The organism is Streptomyces griseoviridis, assembly GCF_005222485.1.
Classification (GTDB): domain Bacteria; phylum Actinomycetota; class Actinomycetes; order Streptomycetales; family Streptomycetaceae; genus Streptomyces; species Streptomyces hintoniae.
In genome coordinates this window covers 5,929,098-5,941,415 of the sequence record NZ_CP029078.1, presented here as the reverse complement: position 1 = coordinate 5,941,415, position 12,318 = coordinate 5,929,098, and the positions used below count along the sequence as shown (strand labels likewise).

Genomic DNA, 12,318 nt, shown 5'->3' with positions numbered 1-12,318 from the left:
TCACCGCGCGGTAACACTCTCGAACCACGGTCAATCATTACAGGGAGATGACATGGACGACCTCGTGCGGGCCTGGGTGGACGGCTGGACCGTGTCCCGCGGCGCCGCCGAGCCGGTCGCCGAGAGCTGGGGCTGGACCATCGACGTCGGCCAGACCGAGCACGTCCGCCGCCATGTCGTCGGCGCCGTGAACGACGACGTCGAGGAGGCCGTCGTGCGGACGGTCGCGGACGGCGTGACCGGCTACGGGGTCTGGCTCAAGGTGTTCGCGCCACCCGAGCTGGTCGGGAAGTGGCTCGGCCCCGGCTGGTGGGTCGACCCGGCGCCCGGCTGCCTGATGTCCGTGCCGCTGGCCCCGGCGGCGACCGCGCCCTTGGCGCTGCCCGACGGCTACCGGCTGCGCGGCTGGACCCGCGGCACCGTCACCCAGGCGCTGGTCACAGCCCCGGACGGCGCCCTCGCGGCGCGCGGCCAGATCACCCCGACCGGACCCACGGCGGTCCTCGACCGGGTCGAGACGGCCCCCGCGCACCGCCGCAAGGGCCTCGGCTCCCTGGTGGTGCGCACCTTGCAGCGCACGGCAGCCGAACACGGCGCCCGCACCGGCGTCCTCGCGGGCACCCCGGAGGGCCAGGCCCTGTACAAGGCCCTGGGCTGGCGCACGTCGGCTCCCCTGACGAGCGCGAAGTTCGTGGGGGTGTAGGGAGCCGGGGGGCGAGGGGCCTCCGTACGCCGGGTGGGGCGCCGCCACCGTGCCGCTCAGGCGGCGGCTGCCCTCCCGCGCCGCTCTCCGCTCCCGCGCCGCTCCCCGCTCCAGCGGCGGACCAGGGGCCAGGTCGCCACGCCGATCGTCAGGGCCAGCAGATGACCCCAGTCCGTCATCGGGTCGGCGAAGGCGATCAGGGCCTCCACCAGCTCCCAGGCGTACAGGGCGAGCACCGGCCAGCGCAGCACGTGCGGCAGCAGCCCGCAGAGCGCGCCGACGCTCGCCGCGACGCCGAAGCTGATGCCGTAGTCCATCCGGTGCAGGGAGCTGTCGGGCAGCCGCCCGAACAGCACGGCGACACCCACCGAGCCCTCGGTGACCAGGGTCGCGAGGACATGCCCGAGCAGGAAGACGACCAGGGCCCTGACCCCGCCGATCCGCCGTTCCAGGGCGGTCAGCGCGAGCAGGAACCCGCACGCGTACGGCGAGGTGAAGCCGCCCACCACCCAGAGCGCGCTGCCCAGCAGCACCGGCACCGGCGCCCGCACCAGGTGGGCGACGTCGGTGCTGGTGGCCTCGTGCAGGGCGCGCACCAGGGACGGGTCGGCGTGCTCGACGAAGAGCGAGGTGGCGGCGAGGACGAGCGCGTACCCGAAGGTGAACGGCGTCCCGGCCGGGGTCGGCAGCAGCCGCCAGGGGCGCGGGAGCCCGCGCGCGACGGCGAGCCGGCGCCCCGGGTCCTGATCTGCCGGGGCCGAGGCCGGGGCCGTGCCGGTGGCAGGGGTCACGGCGAGCGCGAGCGCGGGGGTGACGCGCTGGCGGGGCATGCCGTCCAGGAGCGGCGGCGGGCCCGCGGGTTTCGGGTCGGCCTGCACGGCCGCGACGGGTTCCACGGCGAGCGCTCCTTCCGTTCCGGCCCAGCCTTCGGGGGCCGCGGGCCACTGTCCATGACCGGCGTCACACGCGCCGCCGGCCACGGCGGCCTTCGGCACCGAGTCTGCGCCTGCGAGTTGTCAACGAGCTGTCCACGAGCTGTGCAAGGAGCCTGGTCGGGCGAGGGCGGCGGCCGTGCCGGGCGCTCGCTCGTTCGGGTTGTCCGGCACCGGGAATTCCCGTGGCCTTCGGCCCCTGTTCGGGCAGGATGGAGCGATGACCGCCACAGACACCGGGCCTGTCGTCCTCGACCGCCGCGAGGGGCCGTACGGCGAGGTCGTGCTCCGCAGACACGGCGAGCTGTTGCAGATCATCGCCAACGGCTGCTTCCTCATGGACACCTCGGACGGCCGCTCGGAACGGCTGCTGGTGGACGCGGCGCTCGCCGCGCTCGGCCCCCGCGAGCGGCCTTCGGTGCTCATCGGCGGTCTCGGCGTCGGCTTCTCGCTCGCCCACGCGGCGGCCGACGCGCGGTTCGGCGCGATCACCGTCGTCGAGCGGGAACCGGCCATCGTCGACTGGCACCGCGCGGGACCGCTCGCCGCGATCTCCGCCGAGGCGCTCGCCGACCCGCGCACCCGGATCGAGCGCGGCGACCTCCTCGCCCACCTGCGTGAGACGTCCGCCACCTACGACCTCCTCTGCCTGGACATCGACAACGGCCCCGGCTGGACCGTCACCGAGGACAACGACGGCCTCTACCGGCCGGCCGGACTCGCCGACTGCGCGCGCGTGCTGACCCCGGGCGGGGTACTGGCGGTGTGGTCGGCCCAGCCCTCCGCGGATTTCGAAGGAACCCTACGGAATGCCGGTTTCCAGCAGGTGCGTACCGAAGAGATCCCGGTTGCCCGGGGCGTACCCGACGTCGTGCATCTCGCCGTCCGACCTGAATAGCCGAGGCGCGGTCACTCCCCGTACTCTGCTTCCCTGGCGCAGATCATTCGAGCGTCAATCGCAAGCATGCGCAGGCATGAGCTAGTCAACGGATCACCCCACGGATCCGGAAAGCCACTCAGGGGCGGGCGATGGAGCAGACACACACCTCGCACAACGGCGCGACGGCGACCCAGGGCGCCCAGCGCCGGGTACTGGTCGTGGAGGACGATCCGACCATCGTCGACGCCATCGCGGCCCGTCTGCGCGCCGAGGGATTCGTCGTACAGACCGCGGGCGACGGCCCCTCCGCCGTCGACACCGCCGAGGCCTGGCAGCCCGATCTGCTGATCCTCGACATCATGCTGCCCGGCTTCGACGGCCTCGAGGTCTGCCGCCGGGTGCAGGCGCAGCGCCCGGTGCCGGTGCTGATGCTCACCGCGCGCGACGACGAGACCGACATGCTGGTCGGCCTCGGTGTCGGCGCCGACGACTACATGACCAAGCCGTTCTCCATGCGGGAACTGGCCGCGCGGGTGCATGTGCTGCTGCGCCGGGTGGAGCGGGCCGCGCTGGCCGCCACCACGCCCCGCTCGGGCATCCTGCGCCTGGGCGAGCTGGAGATCGACCACGCGCAGCGCCGGGTCAGGGTCCGCTCGGAGGACGTGCATCTGACGCCCACCGAGTTCGACCTGCTGGTCTGCCTGGCGAACACCCCGCGCGCGGTGCTCTCCCGCGAGCAGCTCCTCGCCGAGGTGTGGGACTGGGCGGACGCCTCGGGCACCCGCACCGTCGACAGCCACATCAAGGCGCTGCGCCGGAAGATCGGCGCCGAGCGGATCCGCACCGTGCACGGTGTGGGCTACGCGCTGGAGACCCCGACGCCATGAGCGGCGGGCCGCCCGCACGACGCAACCCGGGGGACGAGCCGTGGGGCGGGGTCCGCCCGTTCTCGGTGAAGACCAAGCTCGGCGCGCTGGTGGTCACCTCGGTGCTGATCACCACCGGTCTGTCGATGATCGCGGTGCACACCAAGACGGAGCTGCGCTTCATCACGGTCTTCTCGATGATCGCCACACTCCTGATAACGCAGTTCGTCGCGCATTCGCTCACCTCCCCGCTCGACGACATGAACGCGGTGGCCCGCTCCATCTCGCACGGCGACTACACCCGCCGGGTGCGCGAGAACCGCCGCGACGAACTGGGCGACCTGGCCCAGACGATCAACGTCATGGCGGACGAGCTGGAGGCCCAGGACCGGCAGCGCAAGGAGCTGGTGGCGAACGTCTCGCACGAGCTGCGCACCCCCATCGCCGGGCTGCGCGCCGTCCTGGAGAACATCGTCGACGGCGTCTCCCCCGCCGACCCCGAGACGATGCGCACGGCCCTGAAGCAGACCGAGCGGCTCGGCCGGCTCGTCGAGACGCTCCTCGACCTCTCCCGCCTGGACAACGGCGTCGTGCCGCTGCGCAAGCGGCGCTTCGAGGTGTGGCCCTATCTGTCGGGCGTGCTGAAGGAGGCCAACATGGCCGTCCCGGCGCGCGCGGGCATCGCCTCGGGCTCCGGGACCCACACCCGTACCGACGTCCATCTGCACCTCGACGTGTCGCCGCCCGAGCTGACCACGCACGCCGACCCCGAGCGCATCCACCAGGTCGTCGCCAACCTGATCGACAACGCGGTCAAGCACAGCCCGGCGCACGGCCGGGTGACGGTGAAGGCGCGTCGCGGCCCGCAGCCCGAGTCGCTTGAGCTGGAGGTCCTCGACGAGGGTCCCGGCATCCCGCGCTCCGAGTGGCACCGGGTCTTCGAGCGGTTCAACCGGGGGGACGCGGGCGCGTCCCCGTCGGGCGGGTCTAAGGCGTCGAGCAGCGACGGCGGCACCGGCCTCGGGCTGGCCATCGCGCGCTGGGCGGTCGATCTGCACGGGGGCCGGATCGGAGTGGCCGAATCCGAGCGCGGTTGCCGGATTCTTGTCACTCTTCCGGGAGAGACTTCCCTTCAAAGTTGACGTAAAGTCCGAGACGCGACCTCAAGATCCACCTCTGTCCGCGCAGCCGGACACGTGTGATCAGGCACACGTCCGCACGCTCGGCGCGCAGGGCCCGGGTCGCGACACCCCGGCACGCCCGAAACAGCGCGGAACCACGCTTGTTTCCCGCCATTTCCAGGCCCGAAACCCGCTCCGCGATGTGACTTACACGACGATGAACCGGCCCGGCCTGACCTTCACCCTCCAGGGGGCGTAGCCTTTATTCCCGCTGTCCATCACCTTGTGAAGCGGAAGAGGGCGGTTGCCGCCGTGTCGCCACAGTCCCCCAGTAACTCGAGCTCCCCCACCCTCCGGGCGGGTGGTGCCACCACGACCGACGCCGACCAAGCGGGCAAGAACCCCGCCGCGGCGTTCGGCGCGAATGAGTGGCTCGTCGACGAGATCTATCAGCAGTACCTCCAGGACCCGAACTCGGTGGACCGAGCCTGGTGGGACTTCTTCGCCGACTACAAGCCCGGCGCAGCCGCCACCCCGGCAGCCGCACCGGCCGCACCCGCCGCACCGGCGGACGCGGCGGCCACCGCGACCACGGGGCCCGCGGCGACCACCGGCACGGCTCAGGCGGCGCCCGCCGCCCCGGCTCCGGCACCCGCGGCACCGCAGCCCGCCGCGGCCGCGCCCGCCGCGGCTCCCGCGAAGGCCGCCGCCCCGGCTCCGGCCGCCGCGCCCGCCAAGCCGGCCGCCGCCGCCAAGCCGAAGGCCGCTCCCGCGGCCGACGCCCCGGGCGGCCCCGAGTACGTGACGCTGCGCGGCCCGGCCGCCGCCGTCGCGAAGAACATGAACGCCTCCCTGGAGCTGCCCACGGCCACGTCCGTGCGCGCGGTCCCGGTGAAGCTGCTGTTCGACAACCGCATCGTCATCAACAACCACCTGAAGCGGGCCAGGGGCGGGAAGATCTCCTTCACGCACCTCATCGGCTACGCGATGGTGCAGGCCATCAAGGCCATGCCGTCGATGAACTGGCACTACGCGGAGAAGGACGGGAAGCCCACCCTCGTCAAGCCGGAGCACGTCACCTTCGGCCTCGCCATCGACCTGGTGAAGGCCAACGGCGACCGCCAGCTCGTCGTCGCCGGCATCAAGAAGGCCGAGACGCTGAACTTCTTCGAGTTCTGGCAGGCCTACGAGGACATCGTCCGCCGCGCCCGCGACGGCAAGCTGACGATGGACGACTTCACCGGCGTCACGGTCTCCCTGACCAACCCCGGCGGCCTCGGCACCGTCCACTCCGTGCCGCGCCTGATGCCCGGACAGTCGGTCATCATGGGCGTCGGCTCCATGGACTACCCGGCGGAGTTCCAGGGCACCAGCCAGGACACCCTGAACAAGCTCGGCATCTCGAAGGTCATGACGCTCACGTCGACCTACGACCACCGGGTCATCCAGGGCGCCGCCTCCGGCGAGTTCCTGCGGGTCGTCGCCAACCTGCTCCTGGGCGACCAGGGCTTCTACGACGACATCTTCGAGGCGCTGCGCATCCCCTACGAGCCGGTCCGCTGGCTCAAGGACATCGACGCCAGCCACGACGACGACGTCACCAAGGCCGCGCGGGTCTTCGAGCTGATCCACTCCTACCGGGTCCGCGGCCACGTCATGGCCGACACCGACCCGCTGGAGTACCGCCAGCGCAAGCACCCCGACCTGGACATCACCGAGCACGGCCTCACCCTGTGGGACCTGGAGCGCGAGTTCGCCGTCGGCGGCTTCTCCGGCAAGTCCCTGATGAAGCTGCGCGACATCCTCGGCGTGCTGCGCGACTCGTACTGCCGCACCACCGGCGTCGAGTTCATGCACATCCAGGACCCCAAGCAGCGCAAGTGGATCCAGGACCGCATCGAGCGCCCGCACACCAAGCCGGAGCGCGAGGAGCAGCTGCGCATCCTGCGCAGGCTGAACGCGGCGGAGGCCTTCGAGACCTTCCTGCAGACCAAGTACGTCGGCCAGAAGCGGTTCTCCCTGGAGGGCGGCGAGTCCGTCATCCCGCTGCTCGACGCCGTGCTGGACTCGGCCGCCGAGTCCCGCCTCGACGAGGTCGTCGTCGGCATGGCCCACCGCGGCCGGCTGAACGTCCTCGCCAACATCGTCGGCAAGTCGTACGCGCAGATCTTCCGCGAGTTCGAGGGCAACCTCGACCCGAAGTCGATGCACGGCTCCGGTGACGTCAAGTACCACCTGGGCGCCGAGGGCACCTTCACCGGCCTCGACGGCGAGCAGATCAAGGTCTCGCTGGCCGCCAACCCGTCCCACCTGGAGACGGTCGACCCGATCATCGAGGGCATCGCCCGCGCCAAGCAGGACATCATCAACAAGGGCGGCACGGACTTCACCGTCCTGCCGGTCGCCCTGCACGGCGACGCGGCCTTCGCGGGCCAGGGCGTGGTGGCCGAGACGCTGAACATGTCGCAGCTGCGCGGCTACCGCACCGGCGGCACGGTCCACATCGTCATCAACAACCAGGTCGGCTTCACCGCGGCCCCCGAGTCCTCGCGTTCCTCCATGTACGCGACGGACGTGGCCCGCATGATCGAGGCCCCGATCTTCCACGTGAACGGCGACGACCCCGAGGCCGTCGTGCGGGTCGCGCGGCTGGCGTTCGAGTTCCGCCAGGCGTTCAACAAGGACGTGGTGATCGACCTCATCTGCTACCGCCGCCGCGGTCACAACGAGTCCGACAACCCGGCCTTCACCCAGCCGCTGATGTACGACCTGATCGACAAGAAGCGCTCGGTGCGCAAGCTCTACACCGAGTCCCTCATCGGTCGCGGCGACATCACCCTGGAAGAGGCCGAGCAGGCGCTCCAGGACTACCAGGGGCAGCTGGAGAAGGTCTTCACCGAGGTCCGCGAGGCCGTCTCGCAGCCGAGCGCGGGACCGGTCTCCGACCCGCAGGCCGAGTTCCCGGTCGCCGTGAACACGGCGATCTCCGCGGAGGTCGTCAAGCGGATCGCCGAGTCCCAGGTCAACATCCCCGACACCTTCCACGTGCACCCGCGTCTGCTGCCGCAGTTGCAGCGCCGGGCCGCGATGGTCGAGGACGGCACGATCGACTGGGGCATGGGCGAGACCCTCGCCGTCGGCTCCCTCCTCCTGGAGGGCACCCCGGTCAGGCTCTCCGGGCAGGACTCGCAGCGCGGCACCTTCGGCCAGCGCCACGCGGTCCTCATCGACCGCGAGACGGGCGAGGAGCACACCCCGCTCCAGTACCTCGCCGAGGAGCAGTCCCGCTACAACGTCTACAACTCGCTGCTCTCCGAGTACGCGGTCATGGGCTTCGAGTACGGCTACTCGCTGGCCCGTCCCGACGCGCTCGTGATGTGGGAGGCGCAGTTCGGCGACTTCGTCAACGGCGCGCAGACGGTGGTCGACGAGTACATCTCGGCCGCCGAGCAGAAGTGGGGCCAGACCAGCGGCGTCACCCTGCTGCTGCCGCACGGCTACGAGGGCCAGGGCCCGGACCACTCCTCGGCCCGCGTCGAGCGGTTCCTCCAGCTCTGCGCCCAGAACAACATGACGGTCGCCATGCCGACCCTGCCGTCGAACTACTTCCACCTCCTGCGGTGGCAGGTGCACAACCCGCACCACAAGCCGCTGGTGGTCTTCACCCCGAAGTCGATGCTGCGTCTGAAGGCCGCCGCGTCGAAGACGGAGGAGTTCACGTCGGGTCAGTTCCGCCCGGTCATCGGCGACTCGACGGTCGACCCGGCCGCCGTCCGCAAGGTCGTCTTCGTGGCGGGCAAGCTGTACTACGACCTGGAGGCCGACCGCCAGAAGCGCGGCGTCACGGACACGGCGATCATCCGCATCGAGCGGCTGTACCCGCTGCCCGGCGCCGAACTCCAGGCGGAGATCGCCAAGTACCCGAACGCCGAGAAGTACCTGTGGGCCCAGGAGGAGCCGGCCAACCAGGGTGCCTGGCCGTTCATCGCCCTGAACCTGATCGACCACCTGGACCTCGCCGTCGGCGCGGACGTCCCGCACGGCGAGCGGCTGCGCCGCATCTCCCGCCCGCACGGCTCGTCGCCCGCGGTCGGCTCGGCCAAGCGGCACCAGGCGGAGCAGGAGCAGCTGGTGCGCGAGGTGTTCGAGGCGTGACCCGCTGACCTCGGCCCGACCGACCGGACGGCCCCGTCGCCCCCCTTGGGGCGACGGGGCCGTCCGCGTCACGGCCGCCTAACCTGGAGGGACAGCACCACCCCGGCCCACGGCCCAGCCCCAGGAGAGCAACCCGTGTACTTCACCGACCGAGGCATCGAAGAACTCGAGAAGCGGCGTGGCGAGGAGGAGGTCACCTTCGAGTGGCTCGCCGAGCAGCTGCGGACGTTCGTCGACCTGAACCCGGACTTCGAGGTACCGGTCGAACGCCTGGCGACCTGGCTGGCCCGGCTGGACGACGACGATGACGGCGACGACGACTGACCGGCGGCCGTTCCGCGCGGCCTGAGTGACCGAGGGGCGCCTCCGGGCGCCCCTCGACGCGTCTCCGCGCCCTCTGACGTGTCCAACGTGTCTCCGCGCCCCCTGACGCGTCTCTGTGACCGTCCGGACCGAACGGGACCGTCGGACCGGACGAGACCGCCGGACCGGACGGGACAGCCCAGGCGGCTCGGGACGCCCAGGTCGCTCGGGGCGTCAGTCGCGGGGGCGGGTCAGGTCGTGGGCGAGGCCCAGCGTGCCGTGCGCCAGCAGCAGCGCGCCGGCCGCCGCCCAGCCGGTGCCGCGGCTGCGCAGCCCCCAGACCGTGAGGGGCAGGCCGACGGCGATCTGCGCCAGCGCGAGCGCGCGGGCCCTGGGGGTGCGCGACGGGGGCAGCCAGGGGCCGAGGGGGCTCGCGTCGACGGCGTCCAGTTCCGCGCGGACCGCCTCACGCCAGCCGGGCCACGCGACCGGGCGGGCGCCGGGGTGCGCGCGGGCAGCCTCGCCGAGACGGTCCTGGGGCTCACCGGGGGCGAGTCCCGCGGGCAGCTCCACGCCCGCGCGGCTGAGGACGACGAGGAGGCCGCGCAGCCGGGCGCGGGCGTCGACGACCCGGGTCGGGTCGGGTTCGGTGAGCCGGTCGAGGGCCTGGACGTCCAGGACCGGGTCGAGGCCGAGCCGGGCGGCGAAGGTGCGCATGGCCTCGCCCTCGCCCGCCGGGGTGCCGTCGGCGAGCCACACGTAGCCGACCGGGCGGCGGAACCCGGAGGCGAGGGTGTAACCGGCCCGCCCGGCGTCCCACCAGAGGGCGAGCGCGGGCCAGGGGGCGCCGACCGCGAGCGCGGTGGCCCAACCGGTCATCACCCGGTCGACGGGCTCGACGCCGTCCCGCCAGGGCCTGCCCTCGGGCACCAGCACGCTCCACGGCCCGCCCGCGTCGGTGACCAGCATGGGTTCGCGCAGCAGATGGGCCGCGGGGGCGACCGAGGCGGGTTCCGCGCGGCACAGCAGCAGCGCGCCGGAGGGGGAACCGGTTCGGGCAGCTTCCGTCGACATGATCACACGGTAGGACGACAAGCGGCTTTCGGGCATTTTGTGAGCATTCCGCTTCCCCGAACGGGTGCCTTGACTTTCCCCGACCGCGATATATCGTGTTGAGGGTGAAGACGCGATATGGCGCGTCCGCACGGGGAGGTGCAGGATGTCCGAGTGGTCCGTCGCGGAGCCCGCGAAACTGACGTTCGACGAACCGGTGAGAGAGCTCCAGGTACGCGTCGTCAACGGCACGGTGAACGTGGTGGGCACCGAGGAAGGTTCCGCGCGCTGCGAGATCACCGAGATCGAGGGCCCGCCCCTCGTGGTGACCCAGCGGGACGGCGTCCTCACGGTGGCCTACGAGGATCTGCCCTGGAAGGGGTTCCTGAGCTGGCTCGACCACAAGAGCTGGCGGCGCAGCGCGGTCGTCTCGCTCGCCGTGCCCGCGGGCACCCGGGTCCAGGTGGGGGTGGTGGGCGCGGCGGCCGTCCTCTCCGGGCTCGACGGCCCCGCGGACGTGAAGGGCGTCACCGGGGACACCACCCTGGTCGGCCTCACCGGCACGGTCCGCGCCGACACCGTCTCCGGGAACGTGGAGGCGCAGGCGCTCAGCGGCGACCTCCGCTTCCACTCCGTCTCCGGGGATCTGACGGTGGTCGAGGGCGCCGGTTCCTCGGTGCGGGCGGAGTCGGTGAGCGGCTCGATGATCGTGGACCTCGAACCGGCCGGCCGCCCGACGGACATCGGCCTGACCAGCGTCTCGGGCGAGATCGCCATCCGGCTCCCGCACCCGGCGGACGCCCGCGTGGAGGCGAACACCGCGAGCGGCTCGGTCTCGAACGCCTTCGAGGATCTGCGGGTCGGCGGCCAGTGGGGCGCCAAGCGGATCACCGGGCGGCTCGGCACGGGCCAGGGCAGCCTGAAGGCCACGACCGTCTCCGGTTCGATCGCCCTGCTGCGCCGCCCCGCGGCCGAGGAGGAACCGTGGGAGGGCGGCGGGCCCCAGGAGCGGCCGCCGGGGAGCCCGGTGGACGAGCCGCACGACAGCCCGGGGGAGAATTCCCCTCCCGGCCCGGCCGACGGCAGCCGCGAGGACGCGAACGGCGGTCCGAGCGACGGCTCGCACGACGACCCGGCCGGTGGCCCGAACGACAAGAAGGTGCTCTGACATGTCCCCCGTCTTCGCCCACGGCCGCCTCCGCCTCTATCTGCTGAAACTGCTCGACGAGGCACCCCGCCACGGCTACGAGGTGATCCGGCTCCTGGAGGAGCGGTTCCAGGGGCTGTACGCGCCGTCGGCGGGCACCGTCTATCCGCGGCTGGCCAAGCTGGAGGCGGAAGGGCTGGTCACCCACACCACCGAGGGTGGCCGCAAGGTGTACGCGATCACGGACGCGGGCCGCGCCGAACTGGCCGACCGCAGCGGTGAACTGGCCGATCTGGAGCTGGAGATCCGCGACTCGGTGGCGGAGCTGGCGGCGGAGATCCGGGCCGATGTCCGGGGCGCGGCCGGTGATCTGCGGCGCGAGATGCGGGCGGCGGCCTCCGAGGCACGGCGCGGCACGGGCGCCGGGGCACGGGCGGGCCGCGGCGGGCCCACGGAGAACGGCGACTTCGGTGACGCCGGTGACGTCGGCGACAAGGAGTCCTGGCGCGCGGCCAAGGAGGAGATGCGGCGCGTCAAGCAGGAGTGGAAGGAACAGGCACGCCGGGCCAAGGACGAGAGCCGCCGGGCCCGCGAGGAGGCCCAACGCGCCCGGCACCAGGCCAAGGAGGCCCAGGAGAGGGCCCGCGCCCAGGCCCAGGAGGAGGTCCAGCGCATCGCGCGCCGGGTCCAGGACCAGGTCCAGGACCACTTCACGCGGGGCGACTGGCCGACCGGGGTGCGCGAGGGCCTGACCGAACTGGCCAAGGAGTTCGGCGAGTTCGGAAAGGACTTCGGCAAGGAGTTCGGCAAGGACCTGGGATTCGGCAGGCCCACGTCCCGGACCGACGCGGCCACGGACACCGGCACCGGCACCGGCACCGGCACCGGCACCGGCACCAAGGAGAACCCGGCCGCCGGCGCGGACTTCACCTATGACGCGGAGTTCCCGGCCGGGTACGAGCCGAGCTGGGCGCACGAGAGCCCGACCGGCGACACCGCCCGCGACCTCGACCGGCTCCTGGACCGCTTCCGCGACGACATCCGCGACGCGGCCCGCGACCACGGCGTCACGGACGACCAGCTCCGCGACGCCCGCCGCCATCTGTCGACGGCAGCCGCGCACATCGGGGCACTGCTGCGGGTCCCGCAGGACTGAGC

At 72.3% G+C, this 12,318-nt stretch carries 10 protein-coding genes; 8 read left to right on the top strand and 2 right to left on the bottom strand.

Annotated elements, in window-relative coordinates:
- Nucleotides 1-52 precede the first annotated feature (52 nt).
- Nucleotides 53-703, top strand: coding sequence for a GNAT family N-acetyltransferase (locus DDJ31_RS25815; RefSeq protein ID WP_127177995.1), 651 nt, complete (start codon nucleotides 53-55; stop codon nucleotides 701-703).
- 56 nt (nucleotides 704-759) lie between these two features.
- Here the strand turns inward: DDJ31_RS25815 and DDJ31_RS25810 are convergent, their stop codons facing one another.
- Entirely contained in the window at nucleotides 760-1,599 is an 840-nt protein-coding gene (locus DDJ31_RS25810; protein WP_240678078.1) for a rhomboid-like protein, read from the bottom strand.
- Between the two features lie 256 nt (nucleotides 1,600-1,855).
- Between DDJ31_RS25810 and DDJ31_RS25805 the strand changes: the two genes are divergently transcribed.
- The 5 genes from DDJ31_RS25805 to DDJ31_RS25785 all read left to right on the top strand — a co-directional run bounded on the left by DDJ31_RS25805 (nucleotide 1,856) and on the right by DDJ31_RS25785 (nucleotide 8,981).
- On the top strand, nucleotides 1,856-2,533 hold the full coding sequence (locus DDJ31_RS25805) for a spermidine synthase (protein ID WP_127177996.1): 678 nt from the start codon (nucleotides 1,856-1,858) through the stop codon (nucleotides 2,531-2,533).
- Nucleotides 2,534-2,664: 131 nt separating this feature from the next.
- The gene (locus DDJ31_RS25800) at nucleotides 2,665-3,402 is read left to right on the top strand and encodes a response regulator transcription factor (protein WP_093834503.1); all 738 of its coding nucleotides are present in this window, start codon (nucleotides 2,665-2,667) and stop codon (nucleotides 3,400-3,402) included.
- A complete protein-coding gene (locus DDJ31_RS25795; protein ID WP_127177997.1) occupies nucleotides 3,399-4,523 on the top strand; it encodes a sensor histidine kinase in 1,125 nt (374 codons plus the stop codon). The genes DDJ31_RS25800 and DDJ31_RS25795 overlap by 4 nt, the downstream gene beginning before the upstream one ends.
- 291 nt (nucleotides 4,524-4,814) lie before the next feature.
- The gene (locus DDJ31_RS25790; protein ID WP_127177999.1) at nucleotides 4,815-8,657 is read left to right on the top strand and encodes a multifunctional oxoglutarate decarboxylase/oxoglutarate dehydrogenase thiamine pyrophosphate-binding subunit/dihydrolipoyllysine-residue succinyltransferase subunit; all 3,843 of its coding nucleotides are present in this window, start codon (nucleotides 4,815-4,817) and stop codon (nucleotides 8,655-8,657) included.
- 135 nt (nucleotides 8,658-8,792) lie between these two features.
- Complete coding sequence (locus DDJ31_RS25785) at nucleotides 8,793-8,981, top strand: DUF6104 family protein (RefSeq protein ID WP_127178000.1); 189 nt, start codon at nucleotides 8,793-8,795, stop codon at nucleotides 8,979-8,981.
- A gap of 213 nt (nucleotides 8,982-9,194) precedes the next feature.
- On the opposite strand, the gene DDJ31_RS25780 is transcribed toward DDJ31_RS25785, so the two are convergent.
- Complete coding sequence (locus DDJ31_RS25780) at nucleotides 9,195-10,034, bottom strand: hypothetical protein (RefSeq protein WP_127178001.1); 840 nt, start codon at nucleotides 10,032-10,034, stop codon at nucleotides 9,195-9,197.
- Nucleotides 10,035-10,179: 145 nt separating this feature from the next.
- On the opposite strand from DDJ31_RS25780, the gene DDJ31_RS25775 reads away from it, so the two are divergent.
- Together DDJ31_RS25775 and DDJ31_RS25770 are read left to right on the top strand one after the other, a co-directional pair.
- A complete protein-coding gene (locus DDJ31_RS25775; protein ID WP_127178002.1) occupies nucleotides 10,180-11,181 on the top strand; it encodes a DUF4097 family beta strand repeat-containing protein in 1,002 nt (333 codons plus the stop codon).
- A gap of 1 nt (nucleotide 11,182) precedes the next feature.
- The gene (locus DDJ31_RS25770) at nucleotides 11,183-12,316 is read left to right on the top strand and encodes a PadR family transcriptional regulator (protein WP_127178003.1); all 1,134 of its coding nucleotides are present in this window, start codon (nucleotides 11,183-11,185) and stop codon (nucleotides 12,314-12,316) included.
- Nucleotides 12,317-12,318: the final 2 nt, after the last annotated feature.

Bases quoted from the DNA above. Each gene is read 5' to 3' on its own strand.
- DDJ31_RS25815 (WP_127177995.1), top strand. From the start codon at position 53: ATGGACGACCTCGTGCGGGCCTGGGTGGACGGCTGGACCGTGTCCCGC.
- DDJ31_RS25805 (WP_127177996.1), top strand. From the start codon at position 1,856: ATGACCGCCACAGACACCGGGCCTGTCGTCCTCGACCGCCGCGAGGGG.
- DDJ31_RS25800 (WP_093834503.1), top strand. From the start codon at position 2,665: ATGGAGCAGACACACACCTCGCACAACGGCGCGACGGCGACCCAGGGC.
- DDJ31_RS25795 (WP_127177997.1), top strand. From the start codon at position 3,399: ATGAGCGGCGGGCCGCCCGCACGACGCAACCCGGGGGACGAGCCGTGG.
- DDJ31_RS25780 (WP_127178001.1), bottom strand. From the start codon at position 10,034: ATGTCGACGGAAGCTGCCCGAACCGGTTCCCCCTCCGGCGCGCTGCTG.
- DDJ31_RS25775 (WP_127178002.1), top strand. From the start codon at position 10,180: ATGTCCGAGTGGTCCGTCGCGGAGCCCGCGAAACTGACGTTCGACGAA.
- DDJ31_RS25770 (WP_127178003.1), top strand. From the start codon at position 11,183: ATGTCCCCCGTCTTCGCCCACGGCCGCCTCCGCCTCTATCTGCTGAAA.